The sequence below is a fragment of the Cobetia marina genome (assembly GCF_001720485.1).
Classification (GTDB): Bacteria; Pseudomonadota; Gammaproteobacteria; order Pseudomonadales; family Halomonadaceae; genus Cobetia; species Cobetia marina.
In genome coordinates, this window is record NZ_CP017114.1 from 1,341,515 (window position 1) to 1,362,913 (window position 21,399).

The 21,399-nt window shown below is 61.0% G+C and carries 19 protein-coding genes; 12 read left to right on the forward strand and 7 right to left on the reverse strand.

The features are described 5' to 3' along the window. Positions 1-133: 133 nt before the first annotated feature. Both BFX80_RS17765 and BFX80_RS05805 read right to left on the reverse strand, forming a co-directional pair. Positions 134-1,267: a phosphoribosyltransferase gene (locus tag BFX80_RS17765; protein WP_157109438.1), complete on the reverse strand. Its 1,134-nt coding sequence runs from the start codon at positions 1,265-1,267 to the stop codon at positions 134-136. A 15-nt stretch (positions 1,268-1,282) separates the two neighbouring features. Beyond that, positions 1,283-2,149: a DNA-processing protein DprA gene (locus BFX80_RS05805; RefSeq protein ID WP_084208194.1), complete on the reverse strand. Its 867-nt coding sequence runs from the start codon at positions 2,147-2,149 to the stop codon at positions 1,283-1,285. Between the two features lie 169 nt (positions 2,150-2,318). Here BFX80_RS05805 and BFX80_RS18190 point away from each other — a divergent pair, with 169 nt between their 5' ends. Beyond that, on the forward strand, positions 2,319-2,453 hold the full coding sequence (locus BFX80_RS18190; protein ID WP_276204872.1) for a hypothetical protein: 135 nt from the start codon (positions 2,319-2,321) through the stop codon (positions 2,451-2,453). 430 nt (positions 2,454-2,883) lie between these two features. Here BFX80_RS18190 and BFX80_RS05810 read toward each other — a convergent pair whose 3' ends face one another. Next, positions 2,884-4,053, reverse strand: a complete 1,170-nt coding sequence (locus BFX80_RS05810; protein ID WP_164850279.1) for a glycosyltransferase — start codon at positions 4,051-4,053, stop codon at positions 2,884-2,886. A 326-nt stretch (positions 4,054-4,379) separates the two neighbouring features. Here BFX80_RS05810 and BFX80_RS05815 point away from each other — a divergent pair, with 326 nt between their 5' ends. Both BFX80_RS05815 and BFX80_RS05820 read left to right on the forward strand, forming a co-directional pair. Continuing rightward, entirely contained in the window at positions 4,380-5,237 is an 858-nt protein-coding gene (locus BFX80_RS05815; protein WP_084208195.1) for a methyltransferase domain-containing protein, read from the forward strand. A gap of 72 nt (positions 5,238-5,309) precedes the next feature. After that, complete coding sequence (locus BFX80_RS05820; RefSeq protein ID WP_084208196.1) at positions 5,310-6,365, forward strand: methyltransferase; 1,056 nt, start codon at positions 5,310-5,312, stop codon at positions 6,363-6,365. A gap of 45 nt (positions 6,366-6,410) precedes the next feature. Here BFX80_RS05820 and BFX80_RS05825 read toward each other — a convergent pair whose 3' ends face one another. Continuing rightward, positions 6,411-6,950, reverse strand: a complete 540-nt coding sequence (locus tag BFX80_RS05825) for a GreA/GreB family elongation factor (RefSeq protein WP_084208197.1) — start codon at positions 6,948-6,950, stop codon at positions 6,411-6,413. Between the two features lie 243 nt (positions 6,951-7,193). Here BFX80_RS05825 and BFX80_RS05830 point away from each other — a divergent pair, with 243 nt between their 5' ends. From BFX80_RS05830 to cysN, 6 genes are all read left to right on the forward strand, one after another. Then, positions 7,194-7,883 (forward strand): tetratricopeptide repeat protein, encoded by a 690-nt coding sequence (locus BFX80_RS05830; protein WP_077374285.1) that lies wholly within the window; start codon positions 7,194-7,196, stop codon positions 7,881-7,883. A 152-nt stretch (positions 7,884-8,035) separates the two neighbouring features. Next, complete coding sequence (locus BFX80_RS05835; protein WP_077374282.1) at positions 8,036-8,674, forward strand: NUDIX domain-containing protein; 639 nt, start codon at positions 8,036-8,038, stop codon at positions 8,672-8,674. A 268-nt stretch (positions 8,675-8,942) separates the two neighbouring features. After that, positions 8,943-9,389, forward strand: a complete 447-nt coding sequence (locus tag BFX80_RS05840) for a DUF1249 domain-containing protein (protein WP_077374279.1) — start codon at positions 8,943-8,945, stop codon at positions 9,387-9,389. 248 nt (positions 9,390-9,637) lie between these two features. Further along, complete coding sequence (locus tag BFX80_RS05845; protein ID WP_084208198.1) at positions 9,638-10,372, forward strand: metallophosphoesterase; 735 nt, start codon at positions 9,638-9,640, stop codon at positions 10,370-10,372. A 278-nt stretch (positions 10,373-10,650) separates the two neighbouring features. Next, positions 10,651-11,562: a sulfate adenylyltransferase subunit CysD gene (gene cysD, locus BFX80_RS05850; protein ID WP_084208199.1), complete on the forward strand. Its 912-nt coding sequence runs from the start codon at positions 10,651-10,653 to the stop codon at positions 11,560-11,562. A gap of 178 nt (positions 11,563-11,740) precedes the next feature. After that, complete coding sequence (gene cysN, locus BFX80_RS05855) at positions 11,741-13,192, forward strand: sulfate adenylyltransferase subunit CysN (protein WP_084208200.1); 1,452 nt, start codon at positions 11,741-11,743, stop codon at positions 13,190-13,192. A gap of 203 nt (positions 13,193-13,395) precedes the next feature. On the opposite strand, the gene BFX80_RS05860 is transcribed toward cysN, so the two are convergent. Continuing rightward, complete coding sequence (locus tag BFX80_RS05860) at positions 13,396-14,613, reverse strand: globin domain-containing protein (protein ID WP_084208201.1); 1,218 nt, start codon at positions 14,611-14,613, stop codon at positions 13,396-13,398. 257 nt (positions 14,614-14,870) lie between these two features. On the opposite strand from BFX80_RS05860, the gene norR reads away from it, so the two are divergent. After that, complete coding sequence (gene norR / locus BFX80_RS05865; RefSeq protein WP_084208202.1) at positions 14,871-16,616, forward strand: nitric oxide reductase transcriptional regulator NorR; 1,746 nt, start codon at positions 14,871-14,873, stop codon at positions 16,614-16,616. 91 nt (positions 16,617-16,707) lie between these two features. Here the strand turns inward: norR and cmoB are convergent, their stop codons facing one another. Together cmoB and cmoA are read right to left on the reverse strand one after the other, a co-directional pair. Then, positions 16,708-17,736, reverse strand: a complete 1,029-nt coding sequence (cmoB, locus tag BFX80_RS05870; RefSeq protein WP_084208203.1) for a tRNA 5-methoxyuridine(34)/uridine 5-oxyacetic acid(34) synthase CmoB — start codon at positions 17,734-17,736, stop codon at positions 16,708-16,710. Between the two features lie 31 nt (positions 17,737-17,767). Continuing rightward, positions 17,768-18,514, reverse strand: a complete 747-nt coding sequence (cmoA, locus tag BFX80_RS05875; RefSeq protein ID WP_084208204.1) for a carboxy-S-adenosyl-L-methionine synthase CmoA — start codon at positions 18,512-18,514, stop codon at positions 17,768-17,770. Between the two features lie 204 nt (positions 18,515-18,718). On the opposite strand from cmoA, the gene pgi reads away from it, so the two are divergent. After that, a complete protein-coding gene (gene pgi, locus BFX80_RS05880; RefSeq protein WP_084208205.1) occupies positions 18,719-20,422 on the forward strand; it encodes a glucose-6-phosphate isomerase in 1,704 nt (567 codons plus the stop codon). Between the two features lie 139 nt (positions 20,423-20,561). Beyond that, complete coding sequence (locus tag BFX80_RS05885) at positions 20,562-21,308, forward strand: YqiA/YcfP family alpha/beta fold hydrolase (protein ID WP_084208206.1); 747 nt, start codon at positions 20,562-20,564, stop codon at positions 21,306-21,308. The last annotated feature ends 91 nt before the right edge of the window (positions 21,309-21,399 follow it).

Here is a 21,399-nt window from a genome sequence, read left to right on the forward strand (position 1 = left end):
GCTATCATTGTCGTGATGAGAGGAAAAGGGATTGATGTTGTTTTAAATATAGCAGCGCTCGCACATCATGCCGAGCGCTGAAGGTTAATTTTTATATCGAGTTGATCTGTTAGAGCAGCAGAGCAAACATGCTCTATAATATATTTATCAAAGAGTTTTGGTTGGCCTGATACGATCTTCCTGGACTGCTTATTAGTCCATTGAAAGTATACCCTGTAGACGGGATCGGCGAGAAAGGATCACTATGTATATCTATATCATAACCTTTCAAACAGTTTCCAAACTTACCTAGCGCAATAGTTTTTACAGATTTTGCACCGCCTTTTAACAACAATGCCGCGGCTACACCAAAAGACACACCATAAGTTGTACAGTCATCCAGCAAGATTACGTTTTTATCTTTCAAAGATTTCTTGTAGAAAGGGTTGATATGTATGGTTTCTATTTGATTGTTAGGTATACTTCGACCTGTAGACGCACCTTTTGATCTCTTAGGTGAAGCTGAATGTCGTATAAAAAGTGGTTCTTCTCTCTTTGCATGCCGAGCGCGAGTAGTTGCAGTCCTGAGTCTATGACTAAACTCACTTAATACATCTGTATCATTGTTAGTGCTAGAAGATGATGGGTATATACCCCACATGGTTTTTTCTATATTTGTGATATTGTCCTTCAGTAAGGATCTGGCTGTAATAGCTAATAAAGAGTTTAGTTTGTTTCCGCCATTTTTTACAACCTTCGTAATCCTAGCGGAAAAATCACTTTGCGGTTGGGATTGATTGTAGCCCGATAGGTCTGATAAGGATGATACTGTGTAGGAACAAAAATCTACATGGTGCCACCACAGATTATCCCAAGAACTAATTGTGTCTACAATTTTCTCAAAATCAGAAGGAGTACCAGAGCTAATCCCAAGATTGCGCACATAGTCTTCATTAGACCATGAGGCCCCTATAATAAGGGCGTTGCCATTTGTTCCCATTTGCACGTCAATTTTGCTATATGCTAGCACTATCACATCAAATATCGTAGATGCTTCAGCATCGGCAATTGAACTGATAATAGTGCCTTTTTGTCTTCCTAGCTCTTGTAAAAACTTCACAGAGCTACCTGAGAAATGTGCATCGAACCAAGTTGGCTTACTATGATTTGATACCATGTAAACACTATGCTGCTGTTTTGCGGCAATGTTTTTTAAGGAGGTAGCCACGTCTGTTGAACAAACGCCATTTTCATACATTATCTTTGTAGAGCAAATTATAACCGACATTATACAATCCCTTGTTTAGTTTATATTGTTTGTGATATCACTGATATCGTTGACTTTTACTGCTCCGAGTTTTAAATACTCATTAGGCCATGTTAACGTTTTATCCTCGAAACAGCTATTGAGTATAAATAATTTTCTGCCTTGACGTATTGCATGACGAGCTTGAGTTAACGTGCCTGATTTATCTTTGGCTTCAATTATGACCGTCGCTTTAGATATGCCGGACATAGTTGCGTTTCTCTCCGGGAAAAAGCGGCTATTAGCCTTGTAGGATTGACCGGAATAATATAGGTACGGTATTTGGCTTATTAGTAGATGGTTTCTTGAGATATAATTTTGAAAACTCGAATTCTTTTTAGGGTAGCTTTTATGTGTAGGAGTCCCAATTACTGCAATAGTATTGCCTCCACTTAGTACGGCAGTTTGATGCACGATTGTATCAATGCCATCAGCAAGGCCGGATACCAACGTGTAATCATGTTCGATTAATAGCTTGGCTATTTTATGTGCTCGTTGTTGACCTTCAAACGAAGCCTCTCTTGAACCAATAATTGCTATAGTCTTTGTTTTTAAAAGGTCAGGGTTGCCTAGGAAATAAAGAAGTTGTGGGCTATTTTTAACGTTATTCATTAATTCAGGGTATTTTTCGTCCCCCTTCAATAATACTCCTACTTCCCTTAGATGTTCCTCCCCGGCTTCTAAGATCAGTTTTTCTACTGTCGATTCAACATGGCCGGCTTTTAGTAGTGTTTGCTCTGCATCTAGATTACTAGCTTGAAAAAAGCTCCACAAAGTTGAATAGTTTGTAGAGTACTTTAGGCATAATTCTTCATATGCTGCTATCAATTTAATCTTGTTCTTAGCTCCTTCGTTATCATCCATCTTATTGCCTTTAAACTGTCAATGTGATCTGATTTTTCAATCAGAGGCTTAATTTACTTTACTTACAAAACGGAGAAAAGCAATGGGGAATCCCTACAAGCGACTACTAGCATTATTTCCTAGCATACCGCGGCAGGTAGGGGAAGTGATTAGTGTCAGTGGATCGCGCGTGCGCGTGGATCTAGTAGGGGGCGGTATGCGCACCTGTCAGGGCGATGCACAGGTGGGTAGCATGGTCTACGTGGAGGGGGATCAGATCACTGGCGTGGCGCCGAGCTTGCCGGTGGTGGTGGTCGAGGTATGACTGCATGCTGTGCCTGCGATAACCCCATTCACCCTGACGCATCATTGAAGCTCAACCTAGCGCCGCTAGTCTTGTATGGTGGTGTGTATGGTGAAAGAGAAAATCGTGATACATGTCTTTAATGGCGGGGCTGTACGACTCCTGCAGGGGGCGCCAGCCCTTCATTCATCCCCGCGTCATTCTTTCCTGAATCTCTCGTCACTCTCTGTACAGGGTGTCTTTCTGCTGTCTCTCGCTTGCCTGCCCTCTGGCTTGCGGGTCACGTCCTGCGCGCCCATGCGCCAGCAGCTTTCAGAGTGAGCCGGACCCCGGCTTGAGCAGCACGGCGCCTCATGCATGGCACGTCATTTATGATGCCCTGACCTGTTGCCCGGAGAATGGCAGTCGTGCCGGGCGGGGCAGGGCATCTCGTCATTCCATCGCGTTGTGTTCAGTCGCGATGTGCTGCCTCGGCATCCGTTGGCAGGGCCAGAAATTCCTGCATGATACGGGTGTCGCGGAAACGTTCGATCAACTCCGGATCCTCGGCGAGTGACGGCGGGTTCTCGAGCCCTTCGCGGATCTTGGCTGCCAGGCCTTCAATGCTGTTCTCGGAGATCAGCCGCGCCTGATCATGGATCAGCACATTGCGGACCCCACCGGGGACATCCGGCGCGACACATGGCGTGCCGCAGCACATGCTTTCCACCAGCACGATTCCGAAGGCTTCACTGCGCGAGCTGAGAATGAACAGACGGGCATGCTTCATCCACGGGTAGGGATTGACCCGGCTGCCGATGAGATGGACCCGGTCGCCCACCCCGAGCTCGCGAATCAGGTTCTCCACACTCTCGCGCTTTGGCCCATCGCCGACGATGACCAGGTCTTCCTCGATATCCGCGGCGAGATAGGCCTTGATCAGGACATCCTGACGCTTCACGTCCGACAGGCGACATACCTGCACGACATAGGGACGTGATGGCAGCTCCACGGGCTCATCCGCCATCTGCGCGATGGCATCGAGATCGCAGACGTTGCCGATGGTGGCGAGGCGTCGAGGCGTGACAGCGTGTTGCGAGAGCAGTCGCTCGAGTTGCTCGCGGACATTGTCGGTATTGCAGATGATCTGCTTGTCGGCGTATAGGCGCTTGAGCAGGAATTTCTGACGCCAGCCCTGGCGGATGTCACCGGGCCAGGACACGGTGACCTGCCACAGGCGCGGGTCCTTGAGTGACCAGACCGTCTCGAAGGCGCCCTGGCCGCGCATGATCACCCGATCGACGGGGCCATGGCGTGTTTCCAGGGTACGGATGAATCGCCGCAGGTAGGCGCCACCGTAATAGCCGCGCCAGACGAATCCAGAGCCCTTGATCAGAGGGTTGAGCACTGCGCGGGTGAAGAGGTCATACACCAGGCCAATGCCGGTCTTGCGGAATGCCTTGTCGAAGTCGATCTGGTGGACATGTACGCCCGGGTCCGGGATGAGTTCGAGTTCACCCTTGAGCACGAGCACATGCACCTCGTGACCTTCGCGGCACAGGACATTGGCCAGATTGACGGTGTTTCGCTGGATCCCGCCGATGTTGAGCTTGCGTACCACAAGCAGGACGCGTTGTTTCATGGTGGCCATCTGTCCGTAAAGATGTGGGATGAGCCATCAACTCCCAGCGGTGCCAGTGACGGAAGACTGCCGGGGATCCGGCGCTCGGTCTGAGGCAAGGGGAGCGGGATGAGCGGAGGGTGCCATGTTACGTGGATTCAATGAGCGGGGGAATGCCGCCTGCCCGGCCGGATGTCAGGGCTCTGCGCCGCAGTCTGCTTGCATTCTGGCTTTGATGGAGTAGCCTACCTGCCGCCTTGTCCCGCGCGGCGCCTTTCGGCGTCTGCACTGCCGACTGTCGTCCAGTCGTGACCTCCGATTCCTTAACGTTCGAGATCCTGTCTGCCATGTCTGATGCTTCCAACCCGCCTGTCCGAGGGGAGTCCCGTGTCCGTCGTGCCACGGCGGATCGTCATTTCGATGGGCTGGCGGAAAAGTTCGAGCGCGGCTTCTATACCACCGAGCGTGGCAGGGTGCGTCTGGCGCTGACTCGCCAGTTGATGGAGGAGCGTTTCGCCCATCTGCCGGCCACCCAGGTGCTCGAGATCGGGGCCGGGCTTGGTCAGATGGCGCACTGGTGGTTGTCGCGTGGCCATCAGCTGACGCTGGTCGAGCCTTCCGGTGAGATGCGTGAGCGCGCCATGCAGCGACTGTCCTCTCCAGAGGAGGATGCGGCCCCGCTGACGCAGGACACCCTGACAGAGCGCCTGACCTGGGATGGACGTGATCTTCAGGGGTTCGCCGCCGCCACCCACCGACAATGGCCGGTGGTGGTCTGCCATGCCGTTCTTGAGTGGCTGGTCTCTCCGCGTGAAGGGTTTCTGCTGCTGGCACAGCTGCTGGCACCGGGTGGCGTGATGTCATTGAGCGTCTTCAATCGCGACGCGCTGGCATTCTCCAACGTCACCAAGGGCAACTTCGACAAGGTGCTGGACGGGCGGTTGGCCGGTTGGGGGACGGGCAAGCGTCTGACGCCCATCTCGCCGCTACGTGATGTCGAGATTCGCCAGTGGGCCGAGGAGGCCGGGCTTGAGGTGCGCGAGCTGACAGGGCTGCGAGTCTTCCATGATTATCTGCGCTCGCGCGACCCGCTGAGTGAGGGGGACATGCAGAAACTGCTGGTCCTCGAGTGCCAGCACTGGCGCACGCCCCCCTTCGTCCATCTCGGACGCTACCTGCACTATGAGCTGGTGCGCCCTGCCTGAGGTGTCACGGCGCAGGCTTCTGCGCCGTCTTGCTGTTCATCATCTGCCGTTTCCTATCTTTTCGGAGTCTTCATGTCTGCTCAAACCCCCGCCTGCCAGTTGCTTGAACGCCAGGACAGTGATTTCCGTGATTGGCTGTGGGTCGCTGCACCGCGTGATGACTGGTGGCTGTCATCAGACCGCCAGCGGCGTGTCTGGGGGCATGACACCGGCATCGTGAATGCCGCGCGGGAGGCCGGGCACCAGGTCAGCCATGCGGTGGCCTTTGCCGAAGCCCGCGCGGATACCACGATTGGCGAGGCGGTGGGTGCCTTGCTGTTCTGGCCCAAGGCGCATGCGCTGGGCGAGTGGTGGCTGGTGGCGCTGTGCCATGTATTGCCGGCAGGTACGCCGATCAAGGTGGTGGGCGAGGTCAACGGTGGCATCAAGCGCGCTGAGCGCATCCTCAAGGCACTGGGAATGACGGCCCGCAAGGACGATACCGCGCGTCGTTGCCAGCTGTGGTCATCCGCCACGCGTGAGTTGACGGCCGAACAGGCCGCCAGCAGTGAATCGCCACTGGCAGTGGCTGGAGAATGGACAGAAGGCTGGGGCGAATTCGAGGCGCTGGAGCTGCGCCTGACCAGCCATCCGGGCCTTTACGGCAATGCCAAGCTGGACCCGGGTACCGCGCTGCTGCTGGAGAACCTGCCGACCCGTGGCTACAAGCGGGCGCTGGATATCGGGGCGGGTGACGGCATCATCAGCTGCTGGCTGGCGCGTCACGGTGCGCGCGTGATGGCAGGCGATGTCAGTGCCTTCGCGGTGGAGGCGACCCGTCGCAGTCTGGCGCTCAACGGGCTTGAGGCGGACGTACGCCTGAGCGATGTCTTCGCGGCGTTCGAGGGCGAGCGGTTCGAGGCCATCGTGGCCAATCCGCCGTTCCATCATGAGCGCGATATCGATTACGGACCGGCGGCGCGTCTGATCAGCCAGGCGCCGGATCACCTGGTGCCGGGCGGTACCCTGACGCTGGTGGCCAATGCCTTCCTGCCCTATCCGGATCTGTTGCAGGCGGCCTTCGGCGAATTCGAGGTGCTGGCCGAAACGCGCCAGTTCAAGGTCTATCGCGCACGCAAGGCGCGCTGATCCTCTGTGGCCTGATTCCCTGCGACCTGATGCCAAGCCCGCCGCTTACGCCTCCGGCGACTGATAGCGGATGGCCGTGATGATGTAGGTGGTCTCGCCGCCCGGCGCTGCCACGCTCACGTCATCATCCAGCCCCTTGCCCAGCAGTGCCCGGGCGAGGGGGGCATCGACGCTGATCCAGCGGCGCGCGTTGTCGGTCTCATCAGGGCCGACGATGCGTATCTCCATCTCCTCTCCCTGTTCATCCTCCAGCGTCACGAAGGCCGCGAAATACACGCGCTCCAGATCCGCGGGCAGGCGGTCGACGATGGTCAGTTCATCCAGACGCTTTTCCAGATAGGCGATCTTGGCGATGGTCTGATTCAGTGCCTTCTTGTTGTAGGTGTAATCCGCATTCTCGCTGCGATCCCCCATGGCGGCGGCCTCGCCCGTCTTGCGCGATAGCTCCGGTCGCCTGACGCGCCTCAGGTGGTCGGCCAGCGCCTTCATCTTCGAGTGGCCCTGCGGGGTGATCACGTTGCTCTTCTTTTCCTGACGCGGATCGGTCTTGGGATCGCGCCAGCGCGTCATGTTACGACCTTGCATGTCTTTCTCCACAGCCTGCGAAAATGAAGGGCAAGCGCCCGCAAAGGGCGCTGTCTTGCGTTGAGGCCTGCGACCAAGGGGGGTTGGCGGCAGATTCAAACGTTCGTTACAGTCTTGGCATGCCGTTCACGTTCTCGTGATATCGCCATTGCGGCAATTCGCCAGCACGCCTGCCAGGGCGCAGGTCTCAAGGGGCATTGCCGTATCATCCCGCCAACAATAATGAATTTCAGGGAGCTGTCCATGCCAATCCCGTCATCGCTACGCCGTACTCGTCGCGCCACGCATCGTGTCTACCAGCTGATGCTCTCAGGAGGCATGGCGCTGGGCATCACGCTGGCCGGCATGACCGGCGTCCAGGCCGCCGAAGGAGATGATGCCGTCTTCGGACTCATGAAACGCTGGGCCCAGGTCAACTATCAATCCTCCGGGGACGCTCAGGAAACCGGCATGGAGGCCTTGGGCAAGGAAGTGCGCGCGCTGGCGGACCAATACCCGGACAACGCCCATGTGCTGACCTGGGAGGGTATCATCCTGGCGTCGTGGGCCAAGGCGCGAGGGGGACTGGGGGCGCTGGATCTGGCCAAGGAAGCCAAGGCCACCCTTGAGCAGGCCATCAAGCTTGACCCCCGGGGCGACAATGCCTCTGCCTACGTGACGCTCGGGGCGCTGTATGACAAGGCGCCGGGGTGGCCGGTCGGCTTTGGCGATGATGACAAGGCGGGGGAGGTGCTGCGTCAGGGGCTGGCCGTCAATCCTCAGGGCATGGATACCAATTTCTACTATGCCGACTATCTGGCCTCCGAGGGCAGGAAGGCCGAGGCACTCAAGCATGCACGGCTCGCGCTCAAGGGCCCGGCTCGGCCCAATCGTGAGCTGGCCGATCAGGAGCTGAAGCGCGAGATCAAGGCACTGATCACACGACTGGAGTGAGTGTCGCGCACGCGGCTTCAGGACAACGGTGACCGTTCGGCGGCACTGGACGAGGGGCACTTCCTTCGGACAGTGCCGCTTTCACGTCCAGTGGGCGGGCTGGCCAGCGCAGGGCGAGGTCGGGATAATACGACTTCAGCCAAGGAGGATGCATGAGCGATACACCAGAGCACGTGGCAGGGCAGCAGGTCTTTGCGCATGACGATGTCGAACGGGTCGAGACCAGGGTGCTGCAGGACGGTTTCTTTCGCCTGGAGCAGCGCGAGCTTCGCCATCGGCGTTTCAACGGTGGCTGGAGTGATGTGATCCAGCGCGAGGTGCATGTTCGCCATGATGCCGTCGGTGTGCTGCCCTATGACCCGGTGACGGATCGTGTGGTCTTCGTCGAGCAGATCCGGGCCGGCATGCTCGAGGACGAGCGCACCCCCTGGAGTCTGGAGCCCATCGCCGGCCTGGTGGACAAGCAGGAAAGCGCGGCGGAGGTCGCGCGGCGTGAGGCGGTCGAGGAGGCCGGTTGCGAGTTGAAGGAGCTGATCGAGCTCTACCGCTATTACCCCAGCCCCGGCGCCTGCACCGAAGAGGTCACCCTGTTCATCGGGCTATGCGACAGCAGCGGACTGGGCGGGGTGCATGGGCTGGCGGAAGAGAACGAGGATATTCGCGTGCATGTGCTCGATTTCCAGGCGGCTCTGTCGCTTCTGGAGCAGGGCAGGCTTGGCAATGCCATGGCGATCATGGCCATGCAGTGGCTGTTGCGGGAGCGTGCTGCACTGCGGGTGATGCACGCCTGAGACAGCGAAGGCGTTGCTTGGCAATCCCCCGTGGCTCACGCAGGGTTCCTCAACCTGCCCACCAGAACTGCTATTCTAGAGGCTTGCTGCCACCGGCAGGCCGGCAGTCGATCAATGCCTGCGTCAGTGCCGAGCGCCGAAACCCCGCTGCCGGGCGCTCTCACGGCGCTTGATCTGTCGCGCTTTGCCCGCATCATGCCATGCACGATACAGGGTGTGCCCTGCTAGACAGCACGCCAATGTTCTGAGATTCGCAAGGAGTTTGCCCATGCAGGTCAAGAAAGCCTATGTGGCCGACCTAAAAGCACTCCATGCCGAGTGCGGGTCCAATTATCTGCGCCTCACGCGCATCCTCGGCAAGGCCGAGGCGGGGGACAGCTTCGCCTTTCCCCTGGCGGGCAATCAGGGCCACTTCGGTACCCTGTTGCTCGAGGTGGTCGAGTGCGCGCCCTATACCACCATGGTCACGGTTGCCCAGACTGGCGTGCTGGATCACATCATCGATTCCCCGCGGATGAGCGTGCATCTCTATCACGATGTACGCATGGCCGAAGTCACCGACTTCCAGCGTCAACGGCATTTCTCGGGGCGCAACCGCTATCCGAACCCTCGCATGCACCAGCCGGATGAAAAGCTTCAGCTCAATCGTTTCCTCGGCGAGTGGTTGAGCCATGCTCAGGCTTTCGGGCAAGCCGATGTGCCCGAGTTGCCATGACGAGGTTCTCGTGACGAGGCTGCCGTGACGCGATTGCCGTGACGAGGTTCTCGTGACGAGGCTGCCGTGACGAGGCTGTCGTGAGGCCCGCCGGGATGGGGGAGTGAGGGCGGCACCAGCGTCATGATCAGAAAGAGAATTCGCGTTGCGGATTCCACGCCTGACCGGCTGTCCGCTTGACTGCCTGAAAGAACCGCGATGGCCCGGCCATCGCGGTTCTGTTCTTTTTTCCGCTGTTCGAGAGACCCATGCGACTGATCCAGATAAGTGACTGTCATCTGCGTGCCGACCCTGACGCGCGCTCACGACTGGGCTTCCCCTTGCGCCAGCTGGAGGCCGTGATGGCGCATGCCTCAAGCCTGCGTCCCGATATCCTGCTGGTGACCGGGGATGTCAGCCAGGATGAGAGCCCTGCTTCCTACCGTCTGGCGGGGGAGCTGTTCGATGCCCTGGGGTGTCCGTGGTTCTGGTTGGCCGGCAATCATGACCACCCGGATTTCATGCAGGAGCTGCGTCCTTTCCATCAAGAGCTTGATCTTGGTGACTGGCGTCTGCTGTGTCTGGACTCGCGCATCTCTGGACAGGCGGGGGGCGAGCTTGGCCGCGAGCAGCTGGCGGCGCTGTCGCTGTCGCTCGAGGAGGATACGAGGCCGACGCTGCTGGCGATGCATCATCATCCAGTGCCGATCGACTCGGACTGGATGGATCAGCTGGGCCTGGCCGACCGTGAAGCCCTGTGGGACACCCTGAGTCATCACTCGCAGGTGCGGGCCATCCTGTGCGGCCATATCCATCAGGCTTTCGCCACCCGGCGCCCGAGCGGGCAGGGCAGTGTCGCCGTCTATGGCGTGCCCTCCACGTCAGACCAGTTCGCGCCGCTCAGCCATGATTTCGCCGTCGATGAGGCGGCGCGGCCAGGCTTCAGGGTCGTGGATCTCGACGGAGAGTGCCTCGAGACCTGGGTGGAGCGTGTCAGCCTGTAAGCGCCTTCGCGCTCCCGCTCGCGGCGTTTCGGCATCGGCGTGGGGCTGACGTGTCCCGGGGCAGCGGAGGTCATGTATTCATTTTTGATCTTAAAAGATATTTTCTGATTCTTTGACGTTATCAAGGCGGCGCGGGTACCGTATCGGTATCCAGCATGCTCCGTGGGGGGTGAGAGAGTGAGAGTCATCTCGATCGACACGACCCGCGGGCACGCCCACTGATTGTCACGGGCCGCCTTCCAGGGCGACTCCCAGCGCTCACGAGGTTGCCGCACGCGATGCTTACCCCCGAACGTCAGACCCACCTCAAGCAGCTCGAGGCCGAGTCCATCCACATCATTCGTGAAGTGGCGGCCGAGTTCTCCAATCCTGTCATGCTCTACTCCATCGGCAAGGACTCCGCCGTGATGCTGCATCTGGCGCGAAAGGCCTTCGCGCCGGGCGTGCCGCCGTTCCCCCTGATGCACGTCAACACCACCTGGAAATTCCAGGAGATGATCAAGTTCCGCGATGAGATGGCCGCGGAAGTCGGCATGGAACTGATCGAGCACATCAATCAGGAAGGCGTCGAGGCGAACATCAACCCGTTCGAGCACGGCAGCGCCAAGTACACTGACATCATGAAGACCCAGTCGCTGAAGCAGGCGCTGGACAAGCATGGTTTCGATGCGGCCTTCGGCGGTGCGCGTCGTGACGAGGAAGCTTCACGCGCGAAAGAGCGTGTCTACTCCTTCCGTGACCAGTACCACCGCTGGGACCCCAAGAATCAGCGTCCGGAGCTGTGGAACATCTACAACTCCAAGATCAACAAGGGCGAGTCCATCCGCGTCTTCCCGCTCTCCAACTGGACCGAGCTGGACATCTGGCAGTACATCTACCTCGAGTCCATCAAGATCGTGCCGCTCTACTACTCCGCCGTGCGTCCGGTGGTGAAGCGTGATGGCCTCGACATCATGGTCGATGACGACCGTCTGCCGCTCAAGGACGGCGAAGTGCCGGAGATGAAGTCCGTGCGCTTCCGCACCCTGGGCTGCTATCCGCTGACCGGCGCCGTGGAATCCACCGCCGCGACCCTGCCGGAAATCATCCAGGAAATGCTGCTGACCCGTACCAGCGAGCGCTCCGGTCGTGCCATCGATCACGATCAGGCAGGCTCCATGGAGAAGAAGAAGCGCGAAGGGTATTTCTAGTCGCCAATTCTCGCTAGGCCCATTGCCACACGAGGCCCCATCCTGCTGATTCCGCCTCGTGCTTGATGACCTGAACGAACAATTCGCCTGATGAATCGGCTCGCAGCCTCACGAGACACTGGCTCGTGATACTGGCTCGCCAGCTCATCAGGCCCATGACAGCGGCAAGGAGAAGAGTGTGTCCCACGCGTCAGACAAGATTTCCGCGGATATCGAAGCCTACCTGCAAGAACACGAGCGCAAGGACCTGCTGCGCTTCATCACCTGCGGTAGCGTCGATGACGGCAAGTCGACCCTGATCGGTCGTCTGCTGTTCGATTCCAAGCTGATCTATGAAGATCAGCTGGCCTCCATCACCCAGGCCTCCAAGACCAGCGGCACCACCGGTGATGAAGTCGATCTGGCCCTGCTGGTCGATGGCCTGCAGTCCGAGCGTGAGCAGGGCATCACCATCGATGTCGCCTATCGCTTCTTCTCGACCGACAAGCGCAAGTTCATCATCGCCGACACCCCGGGACATGAGCAGTACACCCGCAACATGGCCACCGGTGCCTCGTCCGCGAGCCTGGCGATCATCCTGATCGATGCGCGCTACGGCGTGCAGACCCAGACCCGTCGTCACAGCTTCATCGCCGACCTGCTGGGTATCCAGCACCTGGTGATCGCGGTCAACAAGATGGATCTGGTCGACTACTCCGAGGCGCGCTTCAACGAGATCGTCGCCGAGTATCAGGAATTCGCCGACAAGTTGAATGCACCGGATATCCGCTTCGTGCCGATGTCTGCGCTCAAGGGCGACAACGTCGTCAATCGCAGCCCGTCACTCGACTGGTACACCGTCGATGGTCAGGCCGGACCGTCGCTGCTGGAGGTGCTGGAAACCGTCGAACTGACTCGCGATCAGAACCTCAGCGATCTGCGCTTCCCGGTGCAGTACGTCAATCGTCCCAACCTCGATTTCCGTGGCTATTGCGGCACGCTGGCGGCCGGTGTCGTGCGTCCGGGTGACAGCGTCAAGGTGCTGCCGTCCGGCAAGATCTCGACCATCGAGCGCATCGTCACCTTCGATGGCGACCTCGAGATCGCCTATCCGGGCCAGGCCATCACGCTGACGCTTGACGACGAGATCGACATCTCGCGCGGTGACTGGCTGGTGGCGGCAGACGCCGAACTGCCGCTCTCCAATGCGCTGGAAGCGGATGTCGTCTGGATGCACGAGAAGCCGCTGCAACCGGGCCGTCAGTACGATATCAAGCTGGCGACCCGTGATCTGACCGGGCAGGTCAGTGCCATCGATTACCTCTACGACGTCAACACGCTGGAACATCACGAGGGCGACAGCCTGGCACTGAACGCCATCGGCCGCGTCCAGCTCGAGCTGACCCAGTCGGTGCCGGTGGACGACTACCGTTCAAGCCCGGGCACCGGCAGCTTCATCGTCATCGATCGTCTGAGCAACGTGACCGTCGGCGCGGGCATGATTCGTGGCGTGGGCCGCTCCGGCACTCAGGCAACCACGCAGCAGACCGATTGGGCCGCGTTTGAAGCCGATCTCAACGCGCTGGTACGCAAGCACTTCCCGCACTGGGAAGCCCGCGACGTGCGTGAGCTGCTGGGCCGTGGCAACTGAGTCTTTGCAACTGAGCCTTGGCAACATGAGTCGCGGTAACGGAGTCGGGCCGGCACGGTCGACTCCGTCGCATGACCCGATAACAACAACGCTGGACACGCGATAACAACACGGCCTGCTGGATATGAAGCCGGAGAACGCAGAAGCCCCCATGGCCGCAAGGCGATGGGGGCTTTTTGCATGGTGCGGGCCACGTCAGCGCATCAGGCGGCAGCGGCGTCGATGGCAAGCGGTGCGGAGGGGCCGAAGTGCTCGTGATGGCACTGGGTGAGCGGTACGCCGATGCGATTGAGGTGCTGGATCATGCTCTGCATGAAGCCATGCGGACCGATCACGAAGGCCTGCAGGGACTCGGCACTGGCACCTGTCGCGGCAATCTGACGTGCCAGCCAGTCGCGCTCGATGATGCCCAGGTGCGCATGCGTCGGCAGAGTGTCAGCCTTCTCGTAGCAGACCTGATAATGCAGCTGCTCGGGATACTGCGCGACCAGTGATTGCAGCGTGGTGTCGAAGGCATGTACCTCGGGATTGCGGGCCGCATGCAGATAGATCACCTGACGGCCCGCCGCGAGCGCTGCCTCCAGCAGCGAGAGCATCGGTGTCTGGCCGACGCCGGCAGACAGCAGCAGTACCGGGGCCTCGGGGCTCTGGGGCGCGGCATGCTCGAAGGTCAGCTCGCCGGCCGGCGGCAGCAGATCGATCTCGTCACCCACGTTCAGCGCATGCAGATACTGGCTGGACTGGCCGTGGTCTTCACGCTTGACCGAGATACGGCAGAAGCGCTCGTCCGGCGCGTGTGACAGGCTGTAATGACGGTGGATCACGCCCTGCGGCGTCGTCAGGCGCATGCCGATGTACTGGCCCGGCAGGAAGGAGAACATCGGACCTTCCACTGGCGCCAGGTACAGCGAGCGAATCTCGCGGCTCTCGTCCTCCGTGCGCACGATGCGAAAGCGGCGCAGCCCCTGCCAGCCGCCGCGGGTGGCAGCGAAGCTGTCGTAGCGGCCCTGCTCGGCGGCGATCAGCACGGCGGCCAGCTCTCCGTAGAGGGCGCCCCAGGCGTCGGCGATCTCCGGCGTGACGGCGTCTCCCAGCACCTCACCGATGGCGGCCATCAGGCACTCGCCGACGATGGGGTAGTGCTCGGGCAGGATATTGAGCGAGACGTGCTTGCTGACCACGGGCGCGAGCAGGCGGTCCACCGCCTCACGCGAGTGGCGTGCGCCGACATAGGCGAGCACGGCGCCGGCCAGCGCACGGGCCTGACCACCACTGGCCTGGTGCGTCTGATTGAACAGCGGCTTCACTTCGGGATAGCGCTCGAACATCAGCGGATAGAAGCGCGCGGTAATGGCGTTGAGGTGCTCGGCGACGACGGGAGCGGTGGCGGCGATCAGGTCTTCCTGGGCGTTGGTCAGCATGACGGTACCTCGTGATGAATGTCGCCATGAAGAGAGCAAGGGCCATGCCAACTCGTCAGGCCAGTATCCATGCGTCCCCGAGAGTGGTGATGTGAAAAATACACGACGTGAGAATGTGTCAAGATGACATCTTGCGTGTCATGATGACATCATCTGTCGCCATGACGATGTCTTGCGACACGCCGTCGCGTGAGCCGCGTGCTCATCACCCAGTACCTCGCCCGCCATTTCCGGTTGACTGACGTCAGGAATCCCGCATGCCCGAGACTCCCTTGCCACGCAATGATACGCCCCTTGCCGCCCTGAACGCCTGGCTTGCTGCCTGGTTGATGGAAGAGGAGGGCGGCAAGCGGCGTGCCTTGCCATGGACCCGTCTGCTGGCCGCGATCATGCAGCGTCTGCCCGGTGAGGCCGCGACGCTGATGCGCTATCTGCCGGAGCGTGACGAGTTGCTGCCGCTGGCCACGCATGGGCTACCTGCCGAGGTGCGCGGTCGGCGCTTTGCGTTGTCAGAGCATCCGCGGCTCAAGGCGATTGCCGAGCACACCGGTGTCTATCGCTTCGCGGTGGACAGTGACCTGCCGGACCCCTTCGATGGCCTGCTGGGGGAAGTGCATGGGCCGGATCTGCTGGTGCACGACTGTGCGGGTATCGCGCTGCGCGAAGGGGACAGGTTGCTGGGCGTGATGACCTTCGATGCGCTGACACCTGGTGTGCTGGCCCCGCTGGAAGCGCTGGAGATTCGGCAGATCGGCGATGCCGAGCTGGCAGACGTCCTGGCGCAGGAGCATCAGGAGCATCAGGAGCTTCATGACCTGCTGACGCTGCCCACCTGCTGTCTGGCGCTGGCATCACGGCTTGAGCGTGGGGCCGCTCCGCTGACCGGCATGCCAGCGCTTGCGCCGGGCATGACACCGCAGGCCCAGAGGACCTGTCCGCAGCGCGGGCCAGCGATGGCGAGACTGGAGGCACAGTTGGAAGCGGTAGCCGATACCGACATGACGGTGCTGGTGACGGGCGAGACCGGGGTGGGCAAGGAGGGCGTGGTCCAGCGGTTGCACGATGCGTCGCGTCGCGCCAGTCGGCCTCTGGTGCGCATCAACTGTGCCGCGCTGGCACCGGAACTGGTCGAGAGTGCGCTGTTCGGGCATCGGCGAGGGGCCTTCTCCGGCGCGTCCCATGATCATCGTGGCCATTTCGTGATGGCCGATGGCGGCACCCTGCTGCTGGATGAGATCGGTGAGCTGCCGCTGGCGTTGCAGCCCAAGCTGCTGCGGGTGCTGCAGGAAGGTGAATTGCAGCCGCTGGGCAGCGATCGCGTGGTCAGGGTCGATGTGCGCGTCATCGCGGCGACCAATCGTGACCTCGAGGCCGAAGTCGCCGCCGGGCATTTCCGCGAAGATCTCTACCACCGGCTGAGCGTCTATCCGCTCAGGGTGCCGCCGCTGCGTGAGCGCGGACGAGCGGATCTGCTGGCGCTGGCGGGAACCTTTCTCGAGCACAACCGCACGCGCCTCGGGCTTGGCAATCTGCGCCTGACGCCGGCGGCGGAGCGTCTGCTGTGTGACTACCCGTGGCCCGGCAACGTGCGTGAGCTGGAGCACTGTCTGAGTCGCGCCGCCCTGCATGCGCGGCTGGCGCAGGGGGCTCATCCGACGCGCCTGCGCGCCGATGGGCGTCAGCTGGTGGTGATCACGCCGGAGCTGCTGGGGCTGGAGACGAGTGCCGAGGTGGCGCACGAGCAGGCCGGTGGCATTGCCCTCCACGCCGCACAGGAGGGGCATGGCACGATTCAGGCGGGGAGAGCGAACCCGGCGCAGCGTCATGTCCTGCAGGACATCGATGAAGCGCTGGGGCTGCGTGATGCCACCGAGGCGTTTCAGCGCGAGCACATCTCGCGGGTCTGGCTGGCGAGTGATCGCAACTGGGCAGAGGCCGCGCGCAGGCTCAAGGTCGATCGCGGCAATCTGTATCGACAGGCCCGGCGGTTGGGCATCGTATGACACGAGAGACGAAGACGGCGGTGCTCGATGAGCGCCGCCGTCTTTGTCTGCCCCGGCGCAGACACCGCTGGGAGAGAAGGTGCTGCGCAGATCAGGCGCGCGTGGCGATCAGCACCGCACGCTGTGGTGCCGGATGGCCTTCACGGGTCAGGCGTGGGTCGTCAGGGTCGAGGAAGTCACTCAGCGAGTGATAGGTCATCCAGTCGGTCGAGCGTTGCTCATCCAGCGTGGTCACCGCTTCATCGACGATGCGCACGTCCTTGAAACCGGCGCGCTCACACCAGTGGGCCAGCGCCCGGGAGGACGGCAGGAAGTAGACGTTGGGCATCGCGGCGTAGCGCTCGCCGGGCATCAGTACCGTCGTCACGTCACCTTCCACCACCAGGGTTTCCAGCACCAGTTCGCCGCCGGGGCGCAGGGCATCGCGCAGCTGGAAGAGGTGGTCCATCGGCGAGGGGCGATGATAGAGCACCCCCATCGAGAACACGGTGTCGAAGGCGGCCATCTTCGCGGGGACGTCCTCGATGCCCACCGGCAGGAAGTGCAGGTTGCGCCCCTGGGGGTGATCCGCGCCGATGAAGTGACGCACGGCATGGAACTGGCAGTAGAAGCGCGGGGAAGGGTCGATCACCAGCGTGAAGGCGGCACCAGCGCCGACCATGCGCCAGCCGTGGTAACCATTGCCGCCCCCGACATCCAGCACGCGACGGTGAGTGAGATCCGACAGATGCGGCGCGAGGCGCTGCCACTTCCAGTCGGAGCGCCATTCGGTATCGATATAGATCTCGTCGAGCTGATAGGGGCCCTTGCGCCACGGCATCATGGCGCGCAGCAGATTCTCGCTCTGGCGTTGCTGCCCAGTGCTCAGGCCAGTCGGAAAGCATGCACCGACACGGTCGGCATCCAGCTGCACCTCGCGCTCGTCAGGTAGCGTCGGCAGCTTCTCCAGTGCCCCATGCCAGGCCTTGAGGTCAGCATGGCGCTTGCGGTCCAGACCCTTGGCCAGTTGCTCGGGCAGGGCGCCCAGCCAGCGGGCGAAGCCGTCACCGACGGCGCCTGGCTCACAGGCAAGCTCGGTGAAGGCGCGGTAAAGATCACGATCGTAGGGGGAGATGCTCATGCGCTGGGTCGGGTCCGTGCAGGCGTAGCGGTCATTCGGCGGCTTTGAAAGCGACCATCGAGGCAAAGTTCAGGTATTGCAGCCAGGTGTGGCTGCGCGCGAAGCCGGCGCGTGCCAGGCGCGTATGGTGAGTGGCGAGACTGTCGGGCTTCATCACGTCCTCCAGCGCTTCGCGTTTCTGCGAGATCTCGAGGTCGGAGTAGCCGTTGGCGCGCTTGAAGTCATGATAGCGCTCGATCAACCAGGCGTTCTCGACCGGGTCGTCGCTGATGATCTTCTCGGACAGGATCAACACGCCGCCGGGCTCCAGCGCCGCAAACAGCTTGTCGATCACGGCGTCGCGGTCCTGCGGCGGCAGAAACTGCAGGGTGAAGTTGACCACGATCATGCCGGCAGGCTGGTACTCCAGGGTGCGGATATCGGCTTCACTGACGTTGATGCGATGGTCCGGGAAGGCGTCGGCGAGCTCGCGGCTGGCGCGCTCGACCATCGGCCGGGACAGATCGACGGCTTCGATCTCGATGTCCTGGGCCGCCATCTCACGTGCCAGTGCCATGCTGGCAGCCCCCAGCGAGCAGCCCAGATCATAGACGCGTGCGCCAGGGCGCAGGTGAGCGCGGGCCATCAGCCCCAGCATGGCGATGATCTGACCGTACCCCGGCACCGAACGGCGCAGCATGTCCGGGAAGCAGCTGACGACCTGTTCGTCGAAGGAGAAGCTGGCAACACGGTCAAGGGGTGTCGTAAATATCGCGTCACGGTAAGATGCATCACTCATGGATCAAGGCTTCATCGGGCAGAGGGCCTGGGCGACATGCCATTGGCCGGGGAGCGGCTGGGCTGAGTGCCCTGCTGGGCCCGCCATTCTACGCATTCGAGGTGCCTGACGCACCCGCCGCGGCTTGCCGATGATGCTTCCATCAACCGATTTCTGACCGGGCCACGCAGGGCCGGTCGCGACACTTCAAGGAGAGAGGTGGCCATGTCCACTCCATCGTCTGCACGTTCTGCCCGCCGTAACAGTCAGGCCTGGCAGGCCCTCGCGCGTCATCATCAGGAGCAGATGGCCGATGTGCACCTGAAGGACCTGTTCGCCGAGGATGCGGCGCAAGGGCGCGATCGAGTGACGACCTTCACCCGTTCTGCCGCGGGCCTGCGCCTGGATCTCTCCAAGCAGCGTCTCAAGCAGGAGACCCTGGAGCTGCTGCTGGAGCTGGCGCGGGAAACCGGTGTCGAGCAGGGCATCAAGCGTCTGCTGGCCGGTGAGCACGTCAATCGCTCGGAAGATCGCCCGGCCCTGCACGCGGCCCTGCGTCTGCCACGCTCGGCAAGTCTCGAGGTGGATGGCGAGGATGTGGTACCTGCCATCCACGAGAGCCTCGAGCGGCTCGCCGAGATGGTCGAGACCTTCCATAGCGGGCAGTGGCGTGGTGCCACCGGCAAGCCGATCACCGATGTGGTCAATCTGGGGGTCGGTGGCTCGGACCTGGGGCCGCTGATGGTCTCGAGCGCGCTGAGCGATTGCCGTCCCAAGGGCGTCCATGAGGTCGGCGTGCACTTCGCCTCGACCATGGATGGCTCACAGCTGGCGGACTACCTGCAGTCCTTCAGTCCGGAAACCACCTTGTTCATCCTGTCGTCCAAGTCATTCTCCACCATCGACACGCTCTCCAATGCGCGCACCGCGCGTGACTGGCTGAAGTCGCGCCTTGACCCGCAAGGCCGTCTGGAAGGACTGATCAATCGTCAGCACTTCATCGGCGCATCCGCCAAGCCGGAGAAGATGAGCGAGTGGGGTATCGCACCGGAACATCAGCTGCTGTTCTGGGACTGGGTCGGCGGGCGCTACTCGCTGTGGGGCACCATCGGACTGCCCATCGCGCTCAATGTCGGCATGGACAACTTCCGTCGCCTGCTGGCGGGGGCGCATGAGCTGGATGAGCATTTCCGCACCGCACCGCTGGAAGACAATCTGCCGGTATTGCTGGCGCTGGCGGGTATCTGGAACAACAACTTCCTCGATATTCGCGCCCACTCCATCCTGCCCTACGACGGCCGCCTGGAATACTTCGCCAGCTACCTCGAGCAGCTGGAAATGGAATCCAACGGCAAGTCGGTCACCAACGATGGCGAGATGGTCGATTACTCCACCTGCCCGGTGCTGTGGGGCCAGCTGGGCCCGAACGCCCAGCATGCCTTCTATCAGCTGCTGCATCAGGGTACCCAGGCAGTGGAATGTGACTTCATCGCGCCGATGCGTCGCTATGACCATGTCGAGGACGCCGAGACCCGTGCCCACCTCAAGGCGCAGCACCGTCTGACACTGGCCAACTGCTTTGCCCAGTCGCGCGTGCTGATGCTGGGCGATGACGCGATACCGGGTGACGAGGCCCAGCCGAATCACAAGCGTTATCGTGGCAATCAGCCCTCGACCACCCTGCTGCTGGAAGCGCTGACGCCGGAAACCCTGGGGGCCCTGATCGCGCTTTACGAGCAGAAGGTCTTCGTCCAGGCCACCATCTGGGACATCAATCCGTTCGATCAGTGGGGCGTGGAGCTGGGCAAGCAGATCGCCACCGCGACGGAAGCGACCATGACCACGGGAGAAGGCTTCGAGCAGCTGGACGCTTCCAGTCGTGCCTTGATCGAGTCCGTGTGGGCCGCCCAGGGGCAGGACCCGCGCTGACGGGGGATCACGCAGGCGGTCATCCTCTGTTGATTTATACAGTATTCTCGCTATCCTATATGGGAATCAATCGTTTACACTAGACACCTTGCCGCGAACCGAGCGTGAGCCGTTCGGTTCGCGCGTGTCGGGAGCGCTGATGAGCCGTCCCCATTACCCTGCGCAGGCAGGCGTTGTCGTTCCTCCGGTCAGGGGCGTGTTGTACCTGCATGGTTTCAACTCGGCCAGTTGCTCGCCCAAGGCGCAGTTGATGAAGCGTGCGGCCGCCGAATTCGGTCTGCCCTGCGTCGCGCCTGACATCCCACCGCAGCCCGCTGCCGGGCAGGCGGTGGTGGAGGAGGCCTACCAGGCGCTCTGCGCGCAGTTGGATCTCGACCCGGCTGACCCTGCCTGTGACGACGCCATCGTGGTGATCGGCAGCTCCATGGGTGGCTTTCTGAGCACCTGGCTTGCCGCGCGTGAGGCTGCGCGACTCGATGGACCCCAGGGCTGCGAGCAGAGCGTATGGCGTCAGGGGCCGCGCACGGTATTGATCAACCCAGCCGTGCGCCCGGTCAGGCTCGTCACGGCATGGCTGGGGTCGACCCACGCCAACCCCTATACCGGCGAGTCCTTCACCGTCACCGAAGCATTCGGTCCGGCGCTGGCCGCACTGGAAGCGATCCCCGTCACGCCGCAGCGCACCCTCGTGCTGCTTGCCACGGCGGACGAGACATTGGACGTCAACGATGCCGCAAGCCTCTATCAGGATTGCCGGCTGATCCTCACGCCGGGAGGGGATCATGGATTTGCCAGACTGGCGGAGTACCTGCCTGCCATCATGGCGCATGCCGGCCATCGTCTGGCCCCGTCGCTTGCGACATCCTTCCACGTCGCACCCTGCTAACGTGTCGAGGACGGTTGGGCGTGCGGGCCGGACAGGAAGATGAATCCGTCATCGGATCGTTCGGCCAGCGGCGACTCTCTTCAGAAAATCA

Coding starts and splice junctions, on each gene's coding strand:
- BFX80_RS17765 (WP_157109438.1), bottom strand. CDS start 1,267: ATGTCGGTTATAATTTGCTCTACAAAGATAATGTATGAAAATGGCGTT.
- BFX80_RS05805 (WP_084208194.1), bottom strand. CDS start 2,149: ATGGATGATAACGAAGGAGCTAAGAACAAGATTAAATTGATAGCAGCA.
- BFX80_RS05810 (WP_164850279.1), bottom strand. CDS start 4,053: ATGAAACAACGCGTCCTGCTTGTGGTACGCAAGCTCAACATCGGCGGG.
- BFX80_RS05815 (WP_084208195.1), top strand. CDS start 4,380: ATGTCTGATGCTTCCAACCCGCCTGTCCGAGGGGAGTCCCGTGTCCGT.
- BFX80_RS05820 (WP_084208196.1), top strand. CDS start 5,310: ATGTCTGCTCAAACCCCCGCCTGCCAGTTGCTTGAACGCCAGGACAGT.
- BFX80_RS05825 (WP_084208197.1), bottom strand. CDS start 6,950: ATGCAAGGTCGTAACATGACGCGCTGGCGCGATCCCAAGACCGATCCG.
- BFX80_RS05830 (WP_077374285.1), top strand. CDS start 7,194: ATGCCAATCCCGTCATCGCTACGCCGTACTCGTCGCGCCACGCATCGT.
- BFX80_RS05835 (WP_077374282.1), top strand. CDS start 8,036: ATGAGCGATACACCAGAGCACGTGGCAGGGCAGCAGGTCTTTGCGCAT.
- BFX80_RS05840 (WP_077374279.1), top strand. CDS start 8,943: ATGCAGGTCAAGAAAGCCTATGTGGCCGACCTAAAAGCACTCCATGCC.
- BFX80_RS05845 (WP_084208198.1), top strand. CDS start 9,638: ATGCGACTGATCCAGATAAGTGACTGTCATCTGCGTGCCGACCCTGAC.
- cysD (WP_084208199.1), top strand. CDS start 10,651: ATGCTTACCCCCGAACGTCAGACCCACCTCAAGCAGCTCGAGGCCGAG.
- BFX80_RS05860 (WP_084208201.1), bottom strand. CDS start 14,613: ATGCTGACCAACGCCCAGGAAGACCTGATCGCCGCCACCGCTCCCGTC.
- norR (WP_084208202.1), top strand. CDS start 14,871: ATGCCCGAGACTCCCTTGCCACGCAATGATACGCCCCTTGCCGCCCTG.
- cmoB (WP_084208203.1), bottom strand. CDS start 17,736: ATGAGCATCTCCCCCTACGATCGTGATCTTTACCGCGCCTTCACCGAG.
- cmoA (WP_084208204.1), bottom strand. CDS start 18,514: ATGAGTGATGCATCTTACCGTGACGCGATATTTACGACACCCCTTGAC.
- pgi (WP_084208205.1), top strand. CDS start 18,719: ATGTCCACTCCATCGTCTGCACGTTCTGCCCGCCGTAACAGTCAGGCC.
- BFX80_RS05885 (WP_084208206.1), top strand. CDS start 20,562: ATGAGCCGTCCCCATTACCCTGCGCAGGCAGGCGTTGTCGTTCCTCCG.